The 24,569-nt window shown below is 70.9% G+C and carries 18 protein-coding genes; 14 read left to right on the forward strand and 4 right to left on the reverse strand.

The window, feature by feature from the left end:
• Nucleotides 1-6: 6 nt before the first annotated feature.
• The 3 genes from ACZ68L_RS33090 (at nucleotide 7) to ACZ68L_RS33100 (ending at nucleotide 4,608) form a co-directional block, all read left to right on the forward strand.
• A complete protein-coding gene (locus tag ACZ68L_RS33090) occupies nucleotides 7-1,854 on the forward strand; it encodes a serine hydrolase domain-containing protein (protein WP_469584467.1) in 1,848 nt (615 codons plus the stop codon).
• A gap of 407 nt (nucleotides 1,855-2,261) precedes the next feature.
• Nucleotides 2,262-3,143, forward strand: coding sequence for a phosphotransferase (locus tag ACZ68L_RS33095; protein ID WP_469584470.1), 882 nt, complete (start codon nucleotides 2,262-2,264; stop codon nucleotides 3,141-3,143).
• 244 nt (nucleotides 3,144-3,387) lie between these two features.
• A complete protein-coding gene (locus ACZ68L_RS33100; protein WP_469584473.1) occupies nucleotides 3,388-4,608 on the forward strand; it encodes an MFS transporter in 1,221 nt (406 codons plus the stop codon).
• Nucleotides 4,609-4,652: 44 nt separating this feature from the next.
• On the opposite strand, the gene ACZ68L_RS33105 is transcribed toward ACZ68L_RS33100, so the two are convergent.
• Entirely contained in the window at nucleotides 4,653-5,414 is a 762-nt protein-coding gene (locus tag ACZ68L_RS33105) for a MurR/RpiR family transcriptional regulator (protein ID WP_469584475.1), read from the reverse strand.
• Nucleotides 5,411-6,499, reverse strand: coding sequence for a LacI family DNA-binding transcriptional regulator (locus ACZ68L_RS33110; RefSeq protein ID WP_469584478.1), 1,089 nt, complete (start codon nucleotides 6,497-6,499; stop codon nucleotides 5,411-5,413). The genes ACZ68L_RS33105 and ACZ68L_RS33110 overlap by 4 nt, the downstream gene beginning before the upstream one ends.
• 226 nt (nucleotides 6,500-6,725) lie before the next feature.
• On the opposite strand from ACZ68L_RS33110, the gene ACZ68L_RS33115 reads away from it, so the two are divergent.
• The 11 genes from ACZ68L_RS33115 to ACZ68L_RS33165 are packed head-to-tail and all read left to right on the forward strand — an operon-like array spanning nucleotide 6,726 to nucleotide 20,700.
• A complete protein-coding gene (locus ACZ68L_RS33115) occupies nucleotides 6,726-7,994 on the forward strand; it encodes an ABC transporter substrate-binding protein (protein WP_469584480.1) in 1,269 nt (422 codons plus the stop codon).
• A gap of 12 nt (nucleotides 7,995-8,006) precedes the next feature.
• Nucleotides 8,007-8,975 (forward strand): carbohydrate ABC transporter permease, encoded by a 969-nt coding sequence (locus ACZ68L_RS33120; RefSeq protein ID WP_469584483.1) that lies wholly within the window; start codon nucleotides 8,007-8,009, stop codon nucleotides 8,973-8,975.
• Nucleotides 8,962-9,885 (forward strand): carbohydrate ABC transporter permease, encoded by a 924-nt coding sequence (locus ACZ68L_RS33125; RefSeq protein ID WP_469584486.1) that lies wholly within the window; start codon nucleotides 8,962-8,964, stop codon nucleotides 9,883-9,885. Before ACZ68L_RS33120 ends, ACZ68L_RS33125 begins: the two co-directional genes overlap by 14 nt.
• Nucleotides 9,886-9,929: 44 nt before the next feature.
• Nucleotides 9,930-10,694 (forward strand): SDR family NAD(P)-dependent oxidoreductase, encoded by a 765-nt coding sequence (locus tag ACZ68L_RS33130; protein ID WP_469584490.1) that lies wholly within the window; start codon nucleotides 9,930-9,932, stop codon nucleotides 10,692-10,694.
• Nucleotides 10,682-12,472, forward strand: a complete 1,791-nt coding sequence (locus ACZ68L_RS33135) for a heparinase II/III domain-containing protein (protein ID WP_469584492.1) — start codon at nucleotides 10,682-10,684, stop codon at nucleotides 12,470-12,472. The genes ACZ68L_RS33130 and ACZ68L_RS33135 overlap by 13 nt, the downstream gene beginning before the upstream one ends.
• Nucleotides 12,473-12,475: 3 nt before the next feature.
• Nucleotides 12,476-14,458, forward strand: coding sequence for a hypothetical protein (locus ACZ68L_RS33140; RefSeq protein ID WP_469584495.1), 1,983 nt, complete (start codon nucleotides 12,476-12,478; stop codon nucleotides 14,456-14,458).
• A 2-nt stretch (nucleotides 14,459-14,460) separates the two neighbouring features.
• Nucleotides 14,461-15,063: a hypothetical protein gene (locus ACZ68L_RS33145; protein ID WP_469584497.1), complete on the forward strand. Its 603-nt coding sequence runs from the start codon at nucleotides 14,461-14,463 to the stop codon at nucleotides 15,061-15,063.
• Complete coding sequence (locus tag ACZ68L_RS33150) at nucleotides 15,060-16,139, forward strand: DUF1565 domain-containing protein (protein WP_469584500.1); 1,080 nt, start codon at nucleotides 15,060-15,062, stop codon at nucleotides 16,137-16,139. Before ACZ68L_RS33145 ends, ACZ68L_RS33150 begins: the two co-directional genes overlap by 4 nt.
• Nucleotides 16,136-17,287 carry an SGNH/GDSL hydrolase family protein gene (locus tag ACZ68L_RS33155; RefSeq protein WP_469584503.1) on the forward strand — a complete coding sequence of 384 codons (1,152 nt, stop codon included), beginning with the start codon at nucleotides 16,136-16,138 and terminating at the stop codon, nucleotides 17,285-17,287. The genes ACZ68L_RS33150 and ACZ68L_RS33155 overlap by 4 nt, the downstream gene beginning before the upstream one ends.
• A gap of 10 nt (nucleotides 17,288-17,297) precedes the next feature.
• Nucleotides 17,298-19,721: a polysaccharide lyase 8 family protein gene (locus tag ACZ68L_RS33160; protein WP_469584506.1), complete on the forward strand. Its 2,424-nt coding sequence runs from the start codon at nucleotides 17,298-17,300 to the stop codon at nucleotides 19,719-19,721.
• A 4-nt stretch (nucleotides 19,722-19,725) separates the two neighbouring features.
• Nucleotides 19,726-20,700, forward strand: a complete 975-nt coding sequence (locus ACZ68L_RS33165) for an acetylxylan esterase (RefSeq protein WP_469584509.1) — start codon at nucleotides 19,726-19,728, stop codon at nucleotides 20,698-20,700.
• 9 nt (nucleotides 20,701-20,709) lie between these two features.
• Here ACZ68L_RS33165 and ACZ68L_RS33170 read toward each other — a convergent pair whose 3' ends face one another.
• Nucleotides 20,710-22,254, reverse strand: coding sequence for a phytoene desaturase family protein (locus ACZ68L_RS33170; RefSeq protein ID WP_469584513.1), 1,545 nt, complete (start codon nucleotides 22,252-22,254; stop codon nucleotides 20,710-20,712).
• Between the two features lie 22 nt (nucleotides 22,255-22,276).
• Nucleotides 22,277-24,553, reverse strand: a complete 2,277-nt coding sequence (locus ACZ68L_RS33175) for a tetratricopeptide repeat protein (RefSeq protein ID WP_469584516.1) — start codon at nucleotides 24,551-24,553, stop codon at nucleotides 22,277-22,279.
• Nucleotides 24,554-24,569: the final 16 nt, after the last annotated feature.

Genomic DNA, 24,569 nt, shown 5'->3' on the forward strand with positions numbered 1-24,569 from the left:
TTCCGGATGAGCGAGGACGCGGCCGGCAGAGGGATCAGCCGACGCAGGCTGGGCGGTGGGATGCTGGCTCTGGGCGGGGCACTCGCCCTGGCGCCGATTCCCTTCGCGGAGCGGGCGGCGGCCATGGAGTCGGAGGCGGAGTCGTCGGGTATGCGCACAGGGGCCGGTACGGACGCGGCGTCGGCACAGGGACGGCCGATGTTGCGGCGCGGATCCGCCGCTCGCGCCGGGTTGTTGCAGGGCCCCCTGGACCAATTGGTCGCCGATGCGGAGAAGTTCCTCTCCGCCTCACCCAAGCACCCGTGGTACGCGGGTGCGGTACTGCTCGCCGGGCGGGGCGGCACGGTGGCTCTGCATCACCCGATCGGCAAGGCCGTGCGCTACGCGGCGTACGACGAGAAGACCGACACGGGGGTGGAGTTCCCGCCCGATCAGCAGATCGCGATGGCCGAGGACACGATCTTCGACCTGGCCTCGGTGTCCAAGCTGTTCACCTCGATCCTGGCCGTGCAGCAGATCGAGCTCGGGACACTGGAGCTGGAGGCGAAGGTCGCCTCGTACCTGCCCGAATTCGCCGGTGGCGGCAAACAGGACATCACGGTCCGTCAGCTGCTCACGCACACGTCGGGGTTCCGTTCCTGGATTCCGCTGTACAAGGCGCCGACGCGGGAGGGGAAGCTTGAGCTGCTGTGGAACGAGGTGCCTGCCAACGCGCCCGGCACGGTGTACCTCTACTCCGACCTCAACCTGATCTCGTTGCAACTGGTCCTGGAGAAGATCACCGGCCGCACGCAGGACGTACTGCTCCGTGAGCGGATCACCGCTCCGCTCGGGATGCAGCGCACCCGGTACAACCCGCCGGCCGCCTGGAAGCCGAAGATCGCCGCCACCGAGGACGCCCGGCTCCCCTGGTCCGGCCTCGACCGCGGACTGGTCTGGGGCGAGGTGCACGACGAGAACGCCTACAGCCTGGACGGTGTGGCGGGCCACGCCGGGGTCTTCTCCTGCGCCTGGGACCTCGCGATCCTCGCCCGTACGCTGCTCAACGGCGGGGTGTACGGCCCTGCGAGGATTCTCTCCGCGGAATCGGTCGATCTGCTGTTCACCGACTTCAACACCGCGTTCCCCGGCGATGCGCACGGCCTCGGTTTCGAGCTGTACCAGCACTGGTACATGGGGGCGATGGCGACTCCTCGTACGGCGGGCCACACCGGCTTCACCGGCACCAGCCTGGTCCTGGACCCGACGACCGACTCGTTCCTGATCGTCCTCGGCAACTCGGTGCATCCGGTGCGCAGTTGGCGCTCCGGGAGCGCGCCGCGCGCCGCTGCGGCCAATCAGATGGCGCGCGCCGTCGCGGTCCGTCCCACGCGGGGACGCACGGCGTGGTTCTCCGGACTGGCGAGCGCCACGACGGCCACGCTCTCGCTGCCCGCACTGCGACTCGCCTCGTCACGGGCGACGCTGAGTTCGGCCCTGTGGTGGGACACCGAGCCGGGGTCCGACTTCCTCTTCCTGGAGGCGTCGGCGGACGCCGGGGCGAACTGGCAGCCGGTGCCGTTCACCACCGTACCGATGGCCGATCGTCACCGTGAGCCCGAACCCCATCCGACGGGTTCGGTCTCCGGCTGGTCCGGCCGGGTCTGGCACCGTCTCGACGCGGATCTCGCCGCATGGCGCGGCAAAGAGGTGCGACTGCGGTGGCGTTACGCCACGGACCAGCTGTACGTGGGACGCGGGGTGTACGTGGACGCCGTCCGGGTCGAGGACGGCAACCGGACGGTCTTCGACGAGAACCGGTCCGGCGATGCCGCGCGCATCGAGGCGCTGGGATGGACCGCTTCGGCGGATTGAGGAGGACCGCGCGGGCCACGGCGGACGGGGTGGACGGGGTGGACCGGGAGGACCGGGAGGACCGGGGCGGAGGGAGGAGCCACCGGGTCCACCACCGTTCGCGGCAGGCCGGTCGGCCACGGGCCGGCCGTGGCGGGTAAGGGCCGTCCCCCTTCCCCGCCACGGTCACAGCGGCCGGACTGCCGGTGCCGTGTCGAGGGCGCTGGGTACCAGGGCAGTGGCGAGCCGCGGTGCGACCCGGCCTGGCCGGCCGGTCCCGTACCCGTCCGGACCGCCGTGCGCCGCGCCTGGTACCGCGCGATCGCCCTGGTGCCGCCGTGGCTCGCCGGCGCGACCGGTCCGGCTCCGGCGGTGCGGCATCGGCGCCCACTTCGACGGCGACGGACCCGGGGACGGATGATGCTCCGATGACCCCTTCTCCGTCGCCGCAGAACTGGACACGTACCGAACGGCTGGACGCCGACCGGCTGACAGAGGCCCTGTACGCCGAGGCCGGTGTCCGGCTGGTGGTCGAGGGGCCGTGTCCGGGGGGCGAGACCGGTGCCGCCTATGTCCGGTGGCCGGACGGTCACCGGTCCGTGCTGAAATGGCGGCCGGACACGCGGATCGAGGATCTGGGAGCGGGGCCGCTGACGGTGTGCGAGGTCTTGCTCGCGCAGGGGTATCCCTGCCCGTCGACGGAGTTGGCGGCCCAGGTGGACCACGCGGTCGTGCTGGTCCAGACCTTGCTGGCGGGCACACCGGTGCGGTGTCTGGACCACCGCGGGCTGGATCGGGCCCTCGCCCTCAACGAGGCGCAGGCGGGGCTGCTGGCCGGGCGTACGGATGTCCCGTCGATGAACCTGTACCTGCTCGACGACGGCCCCGGTTACTGTCTTCACGAGCCGCTGCGCCGGCACAGTCGGCGCGGCGGTGATCTGGAGCGCCGGATCAGGTCGGTCGGTCTCGACCACCCCCTTCGGTTCCATGGGCACGACGTCGTGCACCAGGACTTTCACCAGGGCAACCTGCTCGCCGTCGACGGCTCGGTCGCCGGTGTCATCGACTGGGACGGCTCCGGTCGGGGCGACCGCCGTTTCGACCTGGTCACCCTGCGCTTCGGCCTGCACGCGAGCGAGCAGGCGCCCGGAGTCACGAGCCGCCTCGACGACATCCTGGACGGCCTGCCCGAGGACATCCTGCGGCCTTCCTGGGCACATATGAGTCTACGGATGGCCGACTGGGCCATCCGGCACTTCGCTCCGGGGGCCGTCGAGCACTGGCTCGATCTGGCCGAGCAGCGCTTGTGACACCGAATACGCACGGATGGGCCCGGGTGCGGGCCTTCCGGCCCGGCTCTCGGGCCGCCGCAGGTTCGCACGGCACTCTCACCGCACCACACCCCGCGCCGCCCCCTGCACGCCGAGGAACGCTCGGGCGGCCTCGGGGCGTATCCGTGCGACTGCCCCGCCCTCCCGGGGCAGTCGTCCAGGCACCGCTTGGACCACTCCCGAGGACAGGTAGGGTGCCCGCTGGACCTACCTCGGGAGGATCATGAAGGCCACTGCCGCGCACCCGGTAACCCCCTTGACACCACTGCGGGTTGCGGCCTTCCGGCGATTCGTGTTCGCCAATCTCGTCTCGGCCACCGGATCCGCGATGGCGCCCCTCGCACTCGCCTATGCGGTGATCGGGCAGGGCGGCGGAACAGGCTCCCTCGGCGTCGTACTGGCCACGAACTCCGTCCCGACGATCGTCTTCACCGTCGCGGGCGGCGTCCTCGCGGACCGGCTGTCGCGCAGCCGGATCCTGTTTCTGGGCAACCTCCTGTCCGCCGCGGCACAGGCGGTGCTCGCCGTGCTGGTGGCCACGCACCACGCGACGACCGTGTCGATCGCCGCGTGCGGATTCGTGTCGGGGATCGCCGTGGCCTTCACCGCGCCGGCCGCGACGGGCGTGGTGGGGCAGCTCGTCGCGGCAGAGCACCTGCAGCAGGCCACTGCGCTGGTGCGGCTGCCGAACAACGCCGTGAAGGTCCTCGGACCCGTCGTCGGAGGGGTGATCGTCGCGGTCGGCGGTCCGGCATGGGCCCTGTCGTGGGATGCGTTCACCTTCCTCGCCGCGGCGCTCCTGCTGCTCGGTCTGCGCCTGGGCGCGCCGGTCACGACCGGGAGCGCCCTGGCCGACCTGCGGGCGGGCTGGGCCGGATTCCGGGCGCGCACCTGGCTGTGGACGTACACCGCCGCCGGAACGATCGTGGTCGCCGCATGGCTGGCGGGCTTTCAGCTCCTCGGCCCGGTCGTCGCCACGGAGCACTACTCGGGGGCGCGTTCCTGGGGGCTCGTCCAGGGCGCGTTCGCGTTCGGCCTGTTGGCGGGGACGGTGGTGTGTCTGCGCTGGAGGCCGCACCGCCTGCTGACCGTCGCTGTCATCACCGGCTCCGCCCTCTGCCTGCCGCCGGCGGCGCTGGGGCTCGGCCTGGCCCTGCCGTGGGTGCTGCTCGGTGCCGTGCTCGCGGGCATCGGTCTGGATGTCGCCATCGTGGCGTGGAACACGGCACTCCAGCAGCACGTGCCCCAGGCGGAGTTGGGCCGTCTGAGCTCGTTCAACGGTGTCGGGGAACGCGTCGCCATCCCACTCGGCTACCTCGTCGCCGCTCTCGCCGCACATGCCTGGGCCGATCGGACCGTGCTCCTGGTCTGTGCCGGTGCCATCGTGGCCGCCACGGTCCTCAACCTGTGCGTACGGGACGTGTACCGCGTCAACCGGGTCTGAGCGTTCACGCGGCCGCCCCACGGCGGGCACGGGCGTCGGCCGGTTCAGTAGGAGTGGTCTGCGGTGACGTCGGCGGAGAGGTGAAGGGTCTGTTCCGCCGTGCCGGAACGGAGAGTGAGAAGGGTCTGGGCGAGGGCGTCGACGGCGACGAGGTGCGCGATACGGCTGGCGGTGGTTTCCAGACCGAAGACGAGGTCCTGCCCTCCGGCGACGAGGGTGTGGGTGCTCGTCTCGCTCAGGGGTGACTGCGCGTAGCTGGTCAGGCCGATCACCTCGGCGCCGGCACGGCGGGCTCGGCGCGCGGTGTCCACCGTGCTGCGGGTGGCACCGGTATGGCTGATGGCGAGGCACACCGCGCCCGGCGGGAGCTGGGCCGCGGCGAGTTGAGCGGTGAGGGAGTCGACGGGGGCGTCGACGACGCACCCGAGGGCGCGCAGGCGATAGGCGGCGTCGGTGGCCACGGCGGCGGAGAGGCCCGCTGCCGCGACCACGACACGGGGTGCCGCGTTCAGGGCCGAGGCGGCGGCGAGCAGCCGGTCGGCGGTGAGCGTGGTGGTGAGGTCGTCGAGGGCTTCGCGGGAGGCATGGATCGCGTCCGCCAGAGCCCGCGCCGCCGGGTCGTCGTGGGACTCCGGTGCCGGTGCGCGGGTGGGGCTCTCGCGCGCTGCCGCGATCTTCAGTTCCTGGTAGCCGCGGAAGCCGAGGCGCTGACAGGCGCGGACGACGGATGACGGCGCCGTACCGGCCAGGGCGGCGACGTCACTGACGCTGAGCCGGACGAGGCCGGCCCCCTGATCGAGGATCACCTGCGCGACGCGGGCCTCGGTCTCGCGGAAACGGGCCCGTCAACCGGCGCCGGGGCCGTCGACTCCCGGACGACCAGCCTCGGCCGGATCAGCAGCGACCGCCCCGCCACCGGAGCCGAGTCGATCCGCGCCCGCAGCTGCTGGAACGTCTCCGCGGCCATCTCCGGCAGCGGCTGGCGGACCGTCGTCAGCGGCGGTTCGAAGAGGTCGGCGAGGAGGATGTCGTCGAAGCCGACCACGGAGACGTCCTGTCCCGCGCCGCGTCCGGCGTCCTTGGCGCCCCGGCAGATCCCGATCGCGCACATGTCGTTGATGGCGACGAACGCGGTGGGCGGGCGCGGTCCGCCGAGGAGCTCCCTGGCCGCGTTCCGTCCCAGTTCGGCTGCGTCCTTGTCACCGAACTCGGCGGTGTCGGCGCCGGGCCAGACGATCGCGTCGGCCGGGTCGAGACCGGCCGACTCCAGGGCGGCCCGGAAGCCGCGCAGCCGCTCACGGCGGTTCACGCTGTTGACCGATCCGGAGACGAACGCCAGTCGGCGGTGGCCGAGTTCGATCAGATGACGGGTGGCGAGCTCGGCACCCATCGCGTTGTCGACGCTGATGGAGGCCAGCGACGGCGGATCGCCCGCCTGTGCGGTGCGGTCGAAGGCGACCATCTTCAGTCCGCGGCTGAGCAGCGGTGTCACATGGTCGAGCGAGGGGAGTGAGGAGCAGAGCACCACCCCGCTGACCCCGTCGGCGAGCAACTCCTCCCCGTACTTGAGCTCGCGGGCCGGATCGCGCTCACTGTTGCAGAGCAGTACGTGATAGCCCTCGGCGAGCGCGATGGCCTCCAGCTCACGGGCGAGCGCCCCCCAGAAGGGGTTGGCGACGGACGGCACGATGAGACCGATGACCTTGATGCGGCCCGTGCGCAGCATCCGGGCCGCGCGGTTGGGCCGGTAGCCGAGCTGCTCGATCACCTGCTCCACGCGGGCCAGCGTGGCCGCCTGCATACGGTCCGTACGCCCGTTGAGGACGTTGGAGACCGTGCTCGCGGAGACCCCCGCGGCCTCCGCGACCTGATGGATCGTTACCCCGCTCATGCCACCTCCGGTTCGGAACGCAACTGACCCTACCAGTGTATCGATTTACTGAACCGAGTTCACCGGTACACCCGTTAACATCCCTGAAAATTCATGTGCATCAGCTGTTGACGTCCCTCTCATGGCGTTCCTAGCATCACTGCATCGATTTACCAGCGCTTCCCAGCCATGGCCGGGTTGCCATCGCTGGATCGATCCACAGCCTCCACCTCAAAAGGGGTGTCCCATGGAACTCAAAAGACGGTCGCTGCTTGCCGCCATCGGCGCCGGTACCGCTGCCGCCGCGCTCAGCGGGTGCGGAACCGGCACTTCGGCGGCCGGCTCCGCCGACGGTCCCGCCGAAGGCGAGATCACGCTGCTCACCCCGATCTACGAAGGTGCCGACGGCAAGACGCTGTTGGAGAAGGAGATTCTCGGCGGGTTCCGGAAGAAGTATCCGGACGTCAAGGTGAACGTGGACTACACCACGTACGATCAGCTCAACGAGAAGATCACCACGGGGCTCGCGGGCGGTCTGCTGTCCGACGTGATGATGATGGGCGTGGGCTGGATCCCGCCGTTCGCCGCGAAGAAGGCGATCGCCGAGCTGCCCGAGAAGTTCGCCACCGCGCACGACTACGAGAAGCGGGTCCTGGAGCCGTCCCGGTACGACGGCAAGCTGTACGCGCTGCCGGTCGTCCTCGACACCCGCATCGTCGTCTACCGCAAGGACCACTTCGCCGAGGCCGGCATCAAGAAGACCCCGGCGAACTGGGCCGAACTGCGCGCCGTGGCCAAGCAGCTGACCAAGGACGGCCGGATCGGTTTCGACCCATTCTCCATCAATCTGCGCCAGTGCTGGGAAACCTTCCTCTTCGCCAACGGCGGCCAGCTGTTCAGCGCCGACGGTAAGAAGGTGCTGTTCACCGACGCCCGCGGGGTCGAGGCGCTGCAGTTCTTCAAGGATCTCGTCAAGGACGGCTCCGCCGTCTACGCCAAGAAGACGGACCTCGGGGCCCCGACCAACGTGCAGACCGGCAAGGCGTCGATGATGATGACGACCAGTGGGCTGTGGAGGCAGGTCGGGGAGCAGACCCCGGACCTCCTCAAGGACGACAAGCTCGGTGCGTTCATCCTCGCCAACCGCAAGCCCGCGATGCTCCAGGGCGGCACGCTCGTGACCCAGTCCGCCAGTTCCAAGCACCCGGCGGCGGCCCGTGCGCTCGTCGAGTACCTCGCGACGCCCGAGTCGATCCTCGGCGCGGCCAAGCAGCGCGGTTCGGTGCCCGGGCTGAAGGATCTCAGCGACACCGCGTACGTGAAGGAGAACAAGTTCGTCGATCTCTCCCTGCAGAGCATGGCCGACGCCTGTTCCGAAGGCGGCACCGCTGCCTGGATGGAGATCCGCGAGAAGATCAAGCCCACGCTGGAGCCCGCGATCGTGGGCAACCAGTCCGCGAAGGACGCCATCGCGGAACTCGGCCGGCTCGCCGAGGCCGCCATCGGCCGGATGTAAGGACCCGTCACTGTGGGAGCGACATCCGTATTGAAGGCGAGGCCCGCGCCGCCCTCCGCCCCGGCCGGACACACGGGCTCGAAGAAGCGCGCCGGCCGGGTACCGACGGGACCGGGGCGCCGCAGGCAGCGCGCCGGCATGCTGATGGTGGCGCCCGCGCTGCTGCATGCCTCGCTCTGGATCGGCCTGCCGGTCGTCGCGTCGGTCGTTCTGGCCTTCACGAAGTACGACGTGCTGACGGCGCCGCAGTTCGTGGGCCTGGACAACTTCCGGGACATGCTGGACGACGCGGTGTTCCGCAAGTCCATCGTCAACACCGTCATCTACACCTTCTTCACCGTGCCGTTCGGCATGATGCTGGGGCTGCTCGTGGCCCTGGCGCTGCACACCGGGCTGAAGGCGCGGGGCATCTTCCGTACCGCGGTCTTCATTCCCCAGGTGACGGCGACCGTCGCGATCGCCCTGGTCTGGCTGTGGATCTACAACCCGGGCAACGGGCTGCTGAACACCCTTCTGTCGTTCCTCGGGATCCAAGGCCCGGCCTGGCTCGCGTCGACCTCGTGGGCGATGCCGTCGGTGATCCTGGTCGGCATCTGGCAGGGCATCGGCATGAAGATGCTCATCTACTTGGCCGCGCTGCAGTCCCTGCCGAAGGAGCTGTACGAGGCGGCTTCGGTGGACGGCGCGTCCAAGGTGAGGCAGTTCTTCTCGATCACCCTGCCGCTGCTGAAGCCCGCGACGTTCTTCGTGCTCATCACGTCGATGATCAGCGCGTTCCAGTCGTTCGACCAGATCTACATCCTGACCGACGGCGGCCCCGCCAACAGCACCACGATGATGACGTTCGAGATCTACAAGTCCGCCTTCCGGGAGTTCCGCATCGGCTACGCCTCCGCGCAGTCACTGGTGCTGTTCGTGCTGCTGATGGGCTTCACCCTGGTCAACCGGCGGATCATGGGAGGCACCCGTGGCCACAACTGAGCTGCACAGACCCGGGGCCCTGGAGAAGGCCCGGACAGGGAAGAACGGCAAGCCGCTCCCCGTCGGCCGGATCGCGCTCTATCTGACGCTCACCGTCGTCTCACTGCTGATGGTGGCCCCGTTCGTCTGGATGGTGCTCACCTCGCTCAAGACCCCGGTGGAGATCGCCTCGCAGGATGCCGGACTGCTGCCGGAACACTGGGAGTTCGGGAACTATGTCGACGCACTGAAGGCGGCGCCGTTCGCGACGTACGCACGCAACAGCTTCATCATCGCGTTCAGCCACACGCTCATCAATGTGATCGTGGCGTCGATGGCCGGGTACGCGCTGGCTCGGATCAAGTTCCGGGGCAGCGAGGTCATCTTCTACCTCTTCATCGCCGCACTGATGATCCCCACCTACACCAAGGTGCTGCCTGAGTTCCTGATCGTCCGCTTCATGCCGCTGGCCGGCGGGAACGACATCTTCGGCCAGGGCGGCAGCGGCTGGCTGGACTCCTGGTGGGCGCTCATCATTCCCGGCGCCGTCACCCCGTTCGCCGTCTTCCTCTTCCGCCAGTTCTATCTGGACCTCCCGGTCGAGCTGGAGGAGGCCGCCAGGCTCGACGGTCTGGGCGAGTTCCGGATCTACGCCCGGATCATGACGCCGCAGGTCAAGCCCGCGCTCACCACCGTGGCGCTGCTGACCTTCGAGTCGTCGTGGAACAACTTCCTCTGGCCGCTGCTGGTGACCCGCACCGACAGTCTGCGGGTGATCCAGGTGGGGCTCTCCGTCTTCAAGACGGAGAACGGCCCCCAGTGGCACTTCCTGATGGCCGGCACCACGCTGGCCACCCTGCCCATGGTCATTCTCTTCCTCATCGGCCAGCGCTACTTCGTGCAGGGCTTCGCGACCGCCGGTCTCAAGTGACCGGATCCGGTCCCAACGATCGTTCCTCGAAAGGTTCTTACTCCATGTCTGCTGATCTCAACGGCTCCCGCGCACTGGTGACAGGGGCGGGCCACGGAATCGGCCGCGCCATCGCTGTCGCGCTTGCCGAGGCCGGCGCCGATGTAGCCGTCCACTACCACTCCTCCGGCGACGAGGCCGCGAAGACGGTCTCCGCGATCGAGGCGCTGGGCCGCAGGGCGAAGGCGTTCAAGGCCGATGTCACCGTGACGGGCGATGTGGACCGGCTCGTCGAGGAGGCGACCGGCTTCCTCGGCGGCCTGGACGTGCTGGTCTGCAACGCGGGCCATCTGATCGGCCGGGCCACGATCGCCGAGATGTCCGACGACCACTTCGACCAGGTGCTCTCCACCAATCTGACGTCGACGTTCCGCACCGTGCGCGCCGCACTGCCGCATCTGACGCAGTCGTCGGCCGGGCGCATCATCACCATGTCCTCGCTGGCCGCGCACAACGGCGGAGGCCCCGGTTCGGTCGCCTATGCGGCGGCCAAGGCCGGTGTCCGCGGCTTCACCAAGGGCCTGGCCAAGGAACTCGGCGGCACCGGCATCACGGTCAACACCGTGGCGCCCGGCTTCATCAAGGGCACCGCGTTCCACGACACGTTCACCGCGCCCGAGGCACAGCAGGCGATGGAGGCGGGCATCCCGGTCGGCCGGGCCGGCACCCCGGAGGATGTCGCCGCCGCGGTCGTGCATCTGGCGTCGCCGTCGTCCGGCTTCCTCACCGCCACCACGGTGGACATCGACGGTGGCGTGTGGCCGCGTTGAGGCGGATCCCCCGGGAGCGGGGCGGCTGGTGGCACGCGTTCGTCTGCCCGGCGCACGGTGTGGAGCTCGACCACGGTGACCTGCTCGCCGGGGTCTTCCCGGCGGGCGGGGCGCGGTGTGCGTACGGCTGCCGGGTGGACGACGAGGCGGTGCGCGGCGCCTGGCTGGTGCTGTCGCACCAGGCGTGGGCGCGGCACCTCCGGGTGCTCGCCCACCGGGGCCAGCGTGCCCAGGCGGTGGAGCGGCTCGTCGAGTACGCCGGTCTGTACGCCGAACTCGCCACCGAGCGGCACGGCGAGGCACAGACCTGGATGCTGCGCGGCCGGCTCTTCCACCAGGCGCTGACCGATGCCATCTGGGCGGTCAGCATCGGGCACACCGTGATCACGCTCGCCGAGGAATCCACAGAACATCTGGCGGCGGTGCTGCCGCTCCTCGACGACCTGGAGCGGGCCGCGCTGGACGCCCGGGTGGTGCTGACCGGTCAGGGCCACCTCGCCTCCAACTACACCGCGTGGCTCAACGCAGCCGGTGTGGCGGCGAGTCGGGGCGCCGCCGCAGCCCGTGGCCAGGAGTGGGACCGGGCCGAGCAGTGGCTGGAGGGCGAGCACGGGCTGTACGCGCATCTGCGGGTCGCGGTCGCCGATGACGGCTGGGAGTGGGAGGGCAGCACCTACTACCACGGGTTCGTACTGCGGGCCGCGCTGCTCGCGCTGCGCGGCACCGACCCCGCGGCCGTGCCGTCCGACGTGGTGGACGTGCTGGCCGGGATGACCGGCGTACTGGCGACGATCGCGACGCCGGGCGGCATTCTGCCCGCGCTGCACGACGGCCCGTATCTGCGCGGTCCGCTCGCCCTGGAATGGCTCGAACTTGCGTCTCTGGCACGGCAGTTGGTTCACTCTCCCGCCCTCGATGCGGTGGCAGGGCGGGCTCGCGAGGAACTCGGCGCACATGACGACGGGCTCGACCGCGAGCTGGGCGGCTGGTTCGCCGGACCGCCGCTGCCGAAGCGTCCGGCACCCGGCCCGGTCACGGTGTTCCCGATGGCCGGATACGCGGTGCTGCGCCACGCGGGCGTCCACGCCCTGCTGGACTTCGGTCCGCACGGCGGCTCGCACGGGCACCGCGACAAACTGTCGCTGTATCTGTACGGGGCCACCACTGCGTGGCAGCCCGACCCCGGCCAAGTGCCTTACGCGCATGCCGAGTTCCGTGATCTTTACGCATCGACCGAGGCGCACCCCGCCTTCCGGGTGGACGACGCGGAACAGGCTGAGTGCACCGGGAAGTTGATCGGCTCGGACGGCTCCCGCGTCACGGCCGAGGTGACGACGGCGTACGAAGGTGTGTGTGCGGTGCGGCAGGTCGCGCTCGGCGACAGCTATCTGGTCGATCTGCTGACCGTGACGGCCGAGGACGAGCGCCGGCTCACCGCGCAGCTGCGTCCCGGTGTCGCGCTGGACATCCAGCTCCAGGCCGCGGGTCCGGTGCGCACCACCTGGTACGGCGACGAGACCCTGCACGGCTGGCACACCCACACCCCCGGCGCGACCGTGCGTCCGGTCACCCGGCCGGGCCCCGGCCCGGCCGACGACCCGCAGCGCATGCGTACCGGGGTCGACTTCACCGCGAAGTCGGACCGGATCACCTTCGCCTCGGTGTATCAGGCGGCCTCGGCGGGCCCTGCCGTCACCGACGTACAGCTGGACGGTGACGGACTGCTGACGGTCGCGCTGGCCGACGGCAGCACCGCACGGTTCCGGACGGAGGACTGACCCTTGTTGCTCTCGGCGACCCCGCCGCCCGGTCCGCGCCTCGCGCAGGAGGTGCGGTTGTACGAGGAGGCCGCCCGTCACCGCGGGCTGACCCCGCCCCGTACGCACCCCCTGGCCAGCATCACCTGGCTGGGCCCGGCCGCCTCCAACCCGGCGCTGGCCTACCGGGTCGGCGGCGACCCGGCCCATCTGGCGGAGAGCCGCCGCTGGATCGAGGCCGCGGTGCGGCTGCCGCACTGGGGCAAGGCTCATATGCCGGACCACGATCTGGACGCGGGCTGGCTGCTGCATCATCTGTCGCTCACGTACCGGTGGATCGGCGAGGATCTGCCGGACGGGGTGCGGGCGCTGCTGCGGTACAAGCTGCTGCTCCAGGGGCGCCGGATGTACGAGTTCGCGGTGGCGAGCGAGGGCGGCTGGTGGTCGTCCTCGTACTGGCAGAACCACAACTGGATCTGTTACGCGGGTCTGGCGACGGCTGGCTATGTGCTGGGCAAAGAGGAGTGGACCGAGCGTGCCAAGGACAACCTCGGCACGGTCCTCGATCTGATGCCCGAGGACGGCTCGCACGCCGAAGGTGTCGTGTACTGGCGCTACGGCGTGCCCTTCCTCGCCATCCATCTGGATCTCCTCCAGGAGGCGGAGGGCATCGACTGGTGGGGGCGGGGCGGTTTCCTCTCCCGCACCTTCCGCTACCGGCTGCACCAGACCGCCCCCGGTTTCGCGTTCAATGTCGACCACGGCGACTGCCACGACCGGCGCAGCGGGCACAGCGCCGGTCTGTACTACCGTCTCGCAGCCCAGTACGGCATCCCTCAGGCGCAGTGGATGGGTGATCTCGCCTCGGGTGAACTGCTGTGGCAGGAGGCCGCGGAGAGCGGGGTGCGGCCCGGGATTCTGCCGGAGGCCTACCTCGAATACCTCTGGTACGACCCGTCCGTGGCCGGCGCCCGTCCCACCGAGACGAGGGCCTTCTTCCCGGATCTCGGTCTGCTCGCGGCCCGCACCGGATGGGACGACGACGCCACGCTCATCTCGTTCAAGGCGAGCCCCGGCGGTGGCCACAAGGCGTGGGAGACATCGGCGAAACACCGGGCCGAGCGGGGATGGGAGACACTCAACCAGGGTCATCACCATCCTGATTCGGGCTCGTTCGTGCTGGTCTCGCAGGGCGCGTTCCTCGCGGTCGACGAGGGCTACAGCAACCGAAAGCGGGCCGCGCACCACAACCTGCTGCTGGTGGACGGACAGGGGTACGCGGACGAGGACCGTTACCACGTCTACAAGGACATCCCGTACGAGCGACAGGCCCGGCAGCGTGATGTGTTCGCCGCCCCCGACTGCGGCTGGGCGCACGCCACGGCGGAGATCGCCGCGATGTACGACCCCGGACTCGGGGTGCGGCGGCTGGACCGGACGCTGGTGTTCACACCGTCGGGGCGGCTCGTGCTGCTGGACCTGGCAGAGGCGGACACGGAACGGGAGTGGACGTTCCTGCTCCAGACGGACCGGCCGACCGAGCCGCAGCCGGACGGCAGCCGGCTGATCCGGTCCGGGGCGGCCTCGGCGTTGGTGCGGCAGTTCGCGCCGCTCCACGCCTCGGTCGTCTCCGAGGCCACGGAGGTCGAGGCCAATCCGACGTCCAGCACGCCGGAGCTGCGCCTCACCCGCACGCTGCACACGCTGCGTTCGACGACCGCGCGGTCGTCGAACGGTCTCTTCCTCACCGCGATCACCCCGGGCGGCGAACCGGTTGCCGCGCGGGTCGTGTGCGCGGAGGGCGAGGGCGTCTCCTTCGGCGAGGAGACCGTGCTCCTCTCGCCCGTCGCCCGTCTCATCCGTACCACCGCAGTCTCGGCCGATGCGGCGGCGGTGCTGCTCGGCGGCGACGGCTGCGCCCCGTATGTGGTGGCGGCCACCCGGCTGGAGCTGGACGGCCGGGTGCTGCTCGATGTCCCGGAGCCGTACACAGGAAAGGTCGGCTGATCATGCAGGCAACCCTCTCGTCCGGCTGGCCGACGCTGCTGCGGCGGCTGGAGTTCGTGGCCTATCCGGCCGCCGCCGGAGCCGCGTTCGCCGTGCTGTCGCTCGGCTTCGTGACCTGGCTGCCCGCGCTCGCCGCGATGGGGCACGCCCTGCAGCGGTGGCGGGCGGAGGGTGACAGCCGTTGCTTCACCAACGCGTTCAGCGCCTTCCCGTGGTACTGGCGGGCCCTGTGGCGGCACTCCCTGGCGTCCACCGCGGCGGGGATCGTCCTGACCGCCAACCTCTTCTATCTGCTGGGCCGTTCGGAGCCGTGGACATTCGTGCTGCTCGCCGCACAGGTGGGCATCGCGGCCGCTCTGGTCATCCATCATGTGGCGCTGGCGGCCGAGGCGGGCCGGTCGCCGCACGGGACGGTCCGCACCTGGTCGCGCGGTGCGCTGGCCCTCGGCTTCGGGTCCGCGGCCCGTGGCACCGCACTGCTCGGCGCGGTGATCTCCGCCGCACTGCTCTCCCTCGTCGTACCGCTGGGACCCCTGCTCCTCGGCCCCAGCATCCCCGTACTACTCGCTCTGTCCTTCGCAGACCCCAGGAGGCACACCCCATGAGCCGTGTACTACGCATCACTCTCGTCGCCGCGCTTGCCGTCGGCGCCCCATTGGCCTTCCCCCCGGCGTCCGGGGCCGCCGAAGCCGCCACCGCGTACTACGTGTCGCCGGCCGGCAGCGACTCCAACGCCGGTACGTCGGCGAGCGCCCCGCTCGCCACGATCCAGAAGGCGGTCGATCTGGCGCCGACGGGTGCGGTGGTGAACCTCGCCGCCGGCACGTACAAGCAGGACGTCGTGACCGAGCGCGCCGGAGTCACCATCACCGGCCCGTCGAACGCCGTGGTGAAGGGGGCGGGCGACGCCCGGATCATTCAGGTGCAGCACGATTCGACGACGCTCAGCGGTTTCACCGTCGACGGGCTGCACGGGTCCTCCACCGATGTGTCGGGGTACCGCCTCAAGCTCATCTATGTCATGAGCACGACTCCGGGCAACGGTGTGGGCGGTCTGCGCATCACCCAAATGACACTGAAGAACGCCGCCGACGAGTGTCTGCGGGTGCGCTATCTGGTGACCGGCGCCGACATCTCCGACAACACGATCACCAACTGCGGAGTCAATGACTTCAAGTTCGGCGGCGGCGGCAAGAACGGCGAGGGCATCTACCTCGGTACGGCCCCCGAGCAGCAGGGAGCGAACGGCGCCCCGGACGCGGCCCCCGACATCAGCAAGAACAACCGCATCCACCACAACACCATCGCCACCCAGGGCAATGAGTGCGTCGATGTGAAGGAGAACTCGACCAACAACTACGTCGAGTACAACGACTGCAGCGGCCAGCAGGACTCCAGCTCCGGTGGGCTGGACGCGCGCGGCAGCGGCAACATCTTCCGCTACAACACCATTCACGGCAACGTCGGATCGGGCATCCGGCTCGGTGGCGACACCGCGACCGACGGCATCAACACCAGTATTTACGGCAACACCATCACCGGTAACGCGGGCGGCGGCATCAAGTTCATGCGCACCCCGCAGGGGCCGGTGTGCACCAACACGATGAGCAACAACACCGGTGGCGACGCGGTCGGCACCTATGGCAGCGAGTACACGCCGACCGGTGCGTGCCCCCAGTGAGCGGGCGGGGACCCGCGAGACGCGGGGTACTGACGGCGGCGGCCGGTCTGGCGGCGATGGCCGCGACGGCGCCGGGGGCGCAGGCCGCCGAGGCGTCGAACACTGGCGTGGGCCAGTCGCGCTGGACGACGTCCTGGGCGACCGCGCAGACCGCACCGACCGCCTCCGACGCGGTGGCGAGCGCCGGGCTGACCGACGGCACGTTCACCGCCAACGTACGGCTGTCGGCGGGCGGCACGGTCCGGCTGCGCTACGGGCACGCCTTCGGCACGGTTCCGGTCCTGATCGGCCCTGTGACGGCGGGCGGCCGGCCGGTGACGTTCGGCGGTCAGCGGCAGGCATGGATCGCCGCGGGCGCCTCGCTGACCAGCGACCCGGTCGCCGGCCTGCGTACCTCCGAGGCAGCACGGCTGACGGTGGAGACCCGGCTCCCAGGCCCCACCGGGCCGCTGTCCTTCCACCGCAACACCCATGCCTCGCACACCGTCGACGGCGTGCGCACCACCTCGGTGTTCCTGCTGACGGGGGTCGAGGTGACGGGCGCGCACGGGCCGGTGGTCGGGGTGCTGGGCGATTCCATAGCAGAGGGCGTCGGCACACCCGACGACGCCGATCTGCGCTGGCCCGACCAACTGGCCAGGCGCCTGCCCGGTTCGGCCGTCGCCAATCTCGGCGTCAGCGGCAACCGGGTGCTGCTGGACGACACCCGGTTCGGGCCGAGCGGACAGGCGCGCTTCGACCGCGATGTGCTGTCCCTGCCGGGGCTGCGGACCGTACTCGTCCATCTCGGTGTCAACGACCTCCAGCAGCCGCCGAGCCAGACCGATCCGGCGCGCGTCCTGGCCGGGTACCGGCAGCTGGTGCTGCGCGCCCGTAACTCCGGGCTGCGGGTGGTCGGCGCGACCGTCACCCCCTTCGGCGGGTGGACTCGCTGGACGCCGGAGCTGGAAGCCGTACGGCAGCGGATCAACGCGGCGGTGCGGACCGGCCGGGTCTTCGACGCCGTGGCCGACTTCGACGCCGCCCTGCGCGACCCGGAACAACCGTCGCGGATGCTGCCCGCGTACGACAGCGGCGACGGACTGCACCCCGATCCCGCCGGTCATGCCGCGCTGGCCGCGGCCGTCGACCGCCGACACCTTCTGTGAGGGCCGCATCATGAACCCAGGCACCACCCCGGGCGCCACCCGGCGCACCGTTCTCGCCGGGGCGGCGGTGCTCGGCGCAGCCGCCGCCCTGCCGCTCGCGCTCACCGCGGCCACCGCGCACGCGGCGGCCGGGGACGCCGTCGTCGACGACGCGGCCTCCCTGCGCGGCCGCTGGCACACCTTGCTCACCGGAGGGCCGGGCCTCGACCTGGCGGACCCGCGGATCGCCGCGGCCGTGGCCAGGACCGGCAAGGCCGCGACCACCTCGGTCAAGGGCCTCGACCCGGCCCGGACGGACGGGCTGTTCCCCGATCTGACCAGCACCACGCTCTCCAACCACGTCACGACATCGTTCAAGCGGCTCGCCACGGTCGCGACCGCGTGGGCCGTGCCCGGCACTCCTCAGTACGGGGACACCGCACTGCGCGATCTGCTGCTGGCCGGCCTCGACTGGATGCTGACGAACCGCTACGGCCCCGGCCACACCCGGTTCGACAACGACTGGGACTGGGAGATCGGCTCCGCGCTCGCCCTCAACGACGCGGCCGTGCTGCTGTACGACGTGCTCGGGACGGAGCGGCTCGGCCGGATCACCACGGCCGTAGGGCACTACACGCCCGACCCGAACCTCTGGCGGGCCGACCAGCAGATCGCCACCGGCGCCAACCGGGTGTGGATCTCCACCGTCGTCGCCGTCCACGCCGTTCTCACCGGCAACGGCGACGATCTGGCCCGCGTCCGTGACGCTCTTTCGGACGTCGAGGGTTCGGGTGCCAACAGTGTCCTCGCCTTCAACGACGTCAGTGCGGCGGCGGAGGGCACCGGCGAGGGCTTCTACCGGGACGGGTCGTTCCTCCAGCACTACAAGCACCCGTACAACGGCGGGTACGGCAAGGAGCTGCTGAACAACCTCTCCCGGCTGCTGAACCTCCTCGCCGGTACCGCGTGGACGGTCACCGACCCCGATCTCGACAACGTCCGTTCCTGGGTGGACGAAGGTTTCGACCCGCTGCTGGTCCGCGGCGACGTGATGGCCTCGGTGTGCGGGCGCGAGATCGCCCGCCCCAGCAAACAGGGGCACGTCTCGGCACAGACGGTCATCGAGGCCGTGGTACGGCTGATCCCGAGCTTCCCCGGCGAGACGGCCGACCGGTTCACCGCCCTGGTCAAGCAGTGGATCGCCGAGGACACCTACCGGGACTTCCTCGCCGTCACCGACCTCGCCTCGCTCGTCGCCGCCCGGCAGGTCATCGCCTCCCCCGTCCCCGCACGCGGTCCCCTGGTGGCTCACAAGCAGCACCCCCGGATGGACAAGGCGGCCCACCACCGGCCGTCGTTCGCGCTCGGCATCTCCGCGTACTCGTCCCGGATCTACAACTACGAGTCGATCCAGAACGAGAACCTGCACGCCTGGCACCTCTCCGACGGCATGGTCCTCCTCTACACCGACGACCTCGGGCACTACAGCGAGGACTACTGGCCGACCGTCGACCCGACCCGGCTGCCCGGCACCACCGTCATCGCCGGACGGCCCGCGGACGCAGCGGGTCAGCGCACCATAAGCTCGGCCGACTGGGCCGGCGGCACCACGCTGCCGGGCACGACGCTCGGGGCGTACGGCATGGAGCTGCGCGCGTACGGAAGTTCGCTGCACGGGCTGAAGAGCTGGTTCTGCCTGGACGACGTGATCGCGTGCGTCGGCTCGGGCATCGCCTCGGACGCGGGCACGGCCGAGACGGTGGTGGAGAACCGCAAGCTCCGCGACCCGAAGGCGGCCCTCCTCGTCAACGGCACGGCGGCGCCCACCGACGCCGGCTGGTCGGACCGGCTCGACGAGGTGCGGTGGCTGCATGTCGCCGGTACCGGCGGCTACGTCTTCCCCGAGCCCGCCACGCTGCACGGCCTGCGCGAGGACCGCACCGCCACCTGGCGCGAGATCAACCTCAAGTACGGCACGGACACCCCGGTCACCCGCCCGTACCTGACGCTGTGGCAGGACCACGGCACCGCACCGAGCGGGGCCGGCTACTTCTGGCTGCAGGCCCCGGCGGCCTCCGCCGAGCGTACGAAGCAGTGGTCGTCCGCGCCTCCGGTGAAGGCGATCGCCCGCTCCACGGCCGTGCACGCGGTACGCCGCTGCGCGGACGGCCTGGTCGCCGCGAACTTCTGGACCGCGGGCACCGCTCAGGACCTGACGTCGGACGGCCCCGCCTCGGTGCTCGTACGTCCGGACGGAAAGACGGTGAAGGTGTCGCTGTCCGACCCGACGCAGCTGCGCCCGTCGGTGGTCCTGGACCTGGCACAGCGCGGTCTGACCGTCGTCTCCGCCGACCCGGGCGTGAGCGCCGCCCCCACCACCGACGGCATCAGGATCACCGCCGACACCGCCGGACGCCACGGCGCCACCCTCAACCTCACCCTGAAGAGGAGCTAGACCCTTGCTGTTCGACATGGATCTGGACCGGCTGCGCGCCTACCGGCCGGAACCGGAGGAGCCGGCCGACTTCGACGCCTTCTGGGAGAAGACCCTCACCGAGACGGCCCGCCACCCGCTGGACGCCGGCTTCGTCCCGTTCGACGCCGGTTTCGCGACAGTCGATGTGTTCGACGTGACCTTCCGGGGCTGGGGAGGGCAGCCGGTGAAGGCCTGGCTGCTGCTGCCCAACGCGCGCTCGGGCCCGCTGCCCGCCGTGGTGCAGTACATCGGTTACAACGGCGGCCGGGGCATCCCGTACTCCTGGCTGACCTGGAGCGCACTGGGGTACGCGCATCTGGTGATGGACAACCGGGGCCAGGGCGGCGGTGGCAAGAACACCGCGGACACCCCGGACATCGGCCCGGACGGGCACGGCTCGTCCTCCCCCGGGTTCCTGACCCGCGGCATCGAGGACCCGTACCGCCACTACTACCGGCGGCTGATCACGGACGCGGTGCGGGCGGTGGACGCCGCGAAGGCCCATGAAGCGGTGGACGCCTCACGAGTGGCGGTGCTCGGGGGCAGCCAGGGCGGCGGGCTCGCCCTGGCCGTCGCCGGGCTGCGGGACGACATCGCGGCGGCGGTCGCCGATGTGCCGTTCCTCTGCCACTACCGGCGTGCCTCGCAGATCACCGACGCCGGACCGTACGCGGAGATCGCCCGCTGGCTGTCCGGGCACCGCTTCCGGATCGACGAGGCGATGGAGACCCTCTCCTACTTCGACGGGGTCAACTTCGCGGCGCGGGCGACCGCACCGGCGTGGTTCTCGGTCGGTCTGATGGACCGGATCTGCCCCTCGTCCACGGTGTTCGCCGCGTATCACCGCTACGCGGGTCCGGCCGAGATCGAGGTGTTCACGTACAACGGGCACGAGGGCGGCGCGGAGTACGACCTGCCGCGCAAGCGCGACGCGCTGCGGGGCGTCTTCGGCCGGTAGCGGTGACGGTCACCGGCCCAGCGCCGCCATCGCGGCGTTGTGGCCGGGGACCCCGCTGACCCCGCCGCCGCGGACGGCGCCCGCCCCGCACAGCAGCACATTGGTGTGCGCCGTCTCCACCCCCCACCGCCCGGTGGATTCGGTGGCGTACGGGAACGCGAGGTCCCGGTGGAAGATGTGGCCACCGGGCAACCTCAGGTCCTGTTCGAGGTCGAGCGGGGTCTTCGCCTCGATGCACGGTTCACCGTTCTCGTCGCGTGCCAGGCAGTCGGTGATCGGCTCGTCCAGGTGCGCGTCGAGTTCGGCGAGCGTGGCCGTCAGCAGCTCGGCGCGCGTGGCCGCGTTGTCGGCGGCGAAGAGCCGGGCGGGGGTGTGCAGACCGAAGAGGGTGAGGGTCTGGTAGCCGCGGGCGGCGAGATCCGGTCCGAGGATCGACGGGTCGGTCAGTGAGTGGCAGTAGATCTCGGACGGCGGGGCGGCGGGCAGCCGGCCCGCCGCCGCGTCCCGGTAGGCGTCGGCGAGCTGCCCGTACCCCTCGGCGATGTGGAACGTTCCGGCGAAGGCCTCACGCGGGTCGACGGAGCGGTCACGCAGTCGGGGCAGCCGGGTGAGCAGCATGTTCACCTTCAGCTGCGCGCCCTCGGCCGGGGTGGGCGGCTCGTCGCCGAGGAGGGCGGCGAGCGCTTGCGGCGAGGCGTTGACAAGGACCCGGCGGGCCGCGACGACGTGTTCCGCCCCAGGTGAGCGAACGGTGATCTCGGCCCGTGTTCCGTCGGTTTCGATACGGGTCGCCTCGTGCCGTACGCGGATCTGTGCCCCGGCTTCTCGGGCGGCCCGTGCGAGGGCGTCGGTGAGTGCGCCCATGCCGCCGACCGGGACGTCCCAGTCGCCGGTGCCACCGCCGATGACGTGGTAAAGGAAGCAGCGGTTCTGGAGCAGGGACGGGTCGTGCGCGTCGGCGAAGGTACCGATCAGGGCGTCGGTCAGCACGACTCCGCGTACGAGATCGTCATGGAAGTTCTCCTCGACGGCGACGCCGATGGGCTCCTCGAAGAGCGTCCGCCAGGCCTTCTGGTCGCCGATCCGCTCGCGCAGGGCGCCCCGGGTGGGCAGGGGCTCGGTGAGCGTCGGGAAGGCCCGTTCGGCGACGCGCCGCGTCATGCCGTAGAAACGCCGCCACGCCTCGTACTCCCGGTCCGATCCGGTGAGCGCGGCGAAGGAGTCCCGGGTGCGGTCCCCGCCGACGAGCAGTCCGGTGGCGCGGCCGCCGCGCTGGGTCGGGGTGTAGGAGGAGACGGTCCGCTTGCGTACGGCGAAGTCCAGGCCGAGATCGCGGACGATCTTCCGCGGCAGCAGGGACACCAGGTACGAGTAGCGCGAAAGACGGGCATCGACCCCGTCGAAGGGGCGGGTGGAGACGGCCGCTCCTCCCGTGGTGGCGAGGCGTTCCAGGACCAGGACGGACTGTCCGGCGCGGGCGAGGTAGGCGGCGGCGACCAGACCGTTGTGGCCGCCGCCCACGATCACTGCGTCATAGCTGTCGGGTGCGGGCATGGCCCTTCGTAACACGGGACGATCACACCTGACCAGAGGTCGCGGTGTGCGGTCCGGGCGGCGGCGCTTCCCGGCCGCGTCGCAGCGCCGCGACCCGGCGGTACAGCTCGACGGCCTCCGGGCCCCGGCCGAGCTGCTCCAGACAGTGCGCCTCGTCGTTGCGGGCGGCCAGGGTGTCGGGATGGCCGGCGCCGAGTACGCGCTCGCGGGCCTCGGCGACCTGGCGGTAGACGGTGAGAGCGTCGGCCCAGCGGCCGAGCCAGCCGAGGCCGACGGCGACCTCGCGATGGCTGACGAGGGTGTCGGGGTGGTCTGCGCCGAGGACACGTCCACGGATCGCGCACACGTCGCGGGCCTCGGCGAGCGCCTCCTCCCAGCGGGCAAGGCGCCCCAGATTGACGCCGAGGCCGTGGCGGGCGCGGAGGGTCTCGGGGTCGGCGGGGCCACCCACCCTGGTGCGGTCGTCGACGAGTACGCGGTACAGCTCCAGTGCCTCCGCACTGCGGCCCAGGCGGCCGAGGCTGATGCCGACCTCGTAGCGGGCGGACAGGGTGTCGGGGTGGTCGGCACCGAGCGACCGGGACCGGGCCCGCGCGACCTCCCGGTAGGTCTGCAGGGCCTCCGTCCAGCGGCCGAGCCGGCCGAGTGTGTAGGCCACTTCGTAGAGCGTGACCAGGGTGTCGGGGTGGTCGGCACCGAGCAGTCGGCTGCGGGCCGACGCCACGTCCCTGGCCATCCGGTACGAGTCCTCCAGGCGGCCGAGCCTGCTGAGGTTGAAGGCGAGGTTGTGGCGGCAGCGCAGGGTATCGGGGTGGTCGGGGCCCATGGACCGTTCCCTGGAGGCGAGGACGGCCGCGTACACCTGGTGGGCTTCGAAGTGGCGGCCGAGCCGGTCGAGGACGTACGCCGTCTCCTGGCGGGCGGCGAGGGTCTGCGGGTGGTCGGGTCCCAGGACACGTTCACGACCGCGGGTGACACGGCCGAACTCCCGCAGGGCGTCGGAGGCTCGCCCGGTGCGGCCGAGGGTGAAGGCGACCTCGTACCGGCTGGAGAGCGTGTCGGGGTGGTCGGGGCCGAGGGCGTGCTCGCGTTCGGCGGCGACCGCGCGGTGCACCTCGCCGGCCTCCTCCCAGTGGCCGAGCCGGCCGAGGTTCAGGCCCGCGCTGTGCCGGTTGGCGAGGGTGGAGAGAAGTTCCGGCGACGGGGTCGGCCGCTCGGCCCTGGGCACCGGCAGCTCTCCCGTCCGGTGCCGCAGGTCGGTGCCGGTGGTCCACTCGCCGGTGAGGCCCGCGGAGTGATCGGGCACCGCGAGTCCGCGGTGGGCGCCGGACGCCTTGTGTCCGCCGGTCATGCCGCGGGTCCAGGCCGGCAGCCGCTGTCCGGGACGCGTGACGGGCACGGGCGGCGCGAGCCGCACCTGTCCCGTGGACGGGAGCCGCGGCTGTTCGCCGGTACGGCCGACGGCGATCCGCTGCCGCAGGTCGCCCGCGTCGACGGGCCGTTCCTCGGGGGCCTTGGCCAGCAGTTCCAGGACCACGCGGTCGAAGAAATCGGGGAGCTCCGACCGGTGGGTGCGCAGTGGTTCGGGCTGGGTGTCGCGGTGCCCGACGAGGACGGCCCAGGCGTCTTCGAGGTCGAACGGCGGTGCCCCGGTGGCGATCTCGTACAGAACGCAGCCCAGCGAGTAGAGGTCGCTGCGGTGGTCGACATGGCCGCCGCTGATCTGCTCGGGCGACATGTAGTGCGGGGTGCCCATGGCGATGCCCGTACCGGTGAGGCGGGAGGTGAAGCCGATGTCGTGGCCGAGCCTGGCGATGCCGAAGTCGCAGATCTTCACCGTGCCGTCGGTGAGCCGCATGATGTTGGCGGGTTTGAGGTCGCGGTGCACGATGCCCTGCTGGTGGGTGTAGCCGAGGGCGTCGGCGACCTGTTCGGCGATGTCCACGATGTCGGGCACCGGCAACGGATGCTGTTTGTTGTCGTCCAGCAGCTGGCTGAGGTTTCGGCCGTCGAGGAGTTCCATCACCAGATAGAGGACACCCTCGTGTTCGCCGAAGTCATGGACGACGGTGACGCCGCGGTGCTGCAGCGCGGCGGCGACGCGGGCCTCGCGGCGGAAGCGTTCGCGCAGGACGCGGGTGAAGGACTGGTCGTGCTGGGGACCCATCGGCTTGAGGCATTTGACGGCCACGTGACGGCCGAGCGACTCGTCGCGGGCGCGCCACACCTCGCCCATGCCTCCGCGCCCGATCAGATCGAGCAGTCGGTACCGGCTCTGGATCAGCCTGGTGTCCGCCATCGCCTGCTGTCGCCCC

This window comes from Streptomyces sp. NPDC104309, from assembly GCF_055584025.1.

What these genes read in the sequence shown, in the direction of transcription:
- ACZ68L_RS33090 (WP_469584467.1), top strand. Translation starts at nt 7, where the DNA reads ATGAGCGAGGACGCGGCCGGCAGAGGGATCAGCCGACGCAGGCTGGGC.
- ACZ68L_RS33175 (WP_469584516.1), bottom strand. Translation starts at nt 24,553, where the DNA reads ATGGCGGACACCAGGCTGATCCAGAGCCGGTACCGACTGCTCGATCTG.
- ACZ68L_RS33160 (WP_469584506.1), top strand. Translation starts at nt 17,298, where the DNA reads ATGAACCCAGGCACCACCCCGGGCGCCACCCGGCGCACCGTTCTCGCC.
- ACZ68L_RS33095 (WP_469584470.1), top strand. Translation starts at nt 2,262, where the DNA reads ATGACCCCTTCTCCGTCGCCGCAGAACTGGACACGTACCGAACGGCTG.
- ACZ68L_RS33100 (WP_469584473.1), top strand. Translation starts at nt 3,388, where the DNA reads ATGAAGGCCACTGCCGCGCACCCGGTAACCCCCTTGACACCACTGCGG.
- ACZ68L_RS33110 (WP_469584478.1), bottom strand. Translation starts at nt 6,499, where the DNA reads ATGAGCGGGGTAACGATCCATCAGGTCGCGGAGGCCGCGGGGGTCTCC.
- ACZ68L_RS33170 (WP_469584513.1), bottom strand. Translation starts at nt 22,254, where the DNA reads ATGCCCGCACCCGACAGCTATGACGCAGTGATCGTGGGCGGCGGCCAC.
- ACZ68L_RS33145 (WP_469584497.1), top strand. Translation starts at nt 14,461, where the DNA reads ATGCAGGCAACCCTCTCGTCCGGCTGGCCGACGCTGCTGCGGCGGCTG.
- ACZ68L_RS33150 (WP_469584500.1), top strand. Translation starts at nt 15,060, where the DNA reads ATGAGCCGTGTACTACGCATCACTCTCGTCGCCGCGCTTGCCGTCGGC.
- ACZ68L_RS33115 (WP_469584480.1), top strand. Translation starts at nt 6,726, where the DNA reads ATGGAACTCAAAAGACGGTCGCTGCTTGCCGCCATCGGCGCCGGTACC.
- ACZ68L_RS33130 (WP_469584490.1), top strand. Translation starts at nt 9,930, where the DNA reads ATGTCTGCTGATCTCAACGGCTCCCGCGCACTGGTGACAGGGGCGGGC.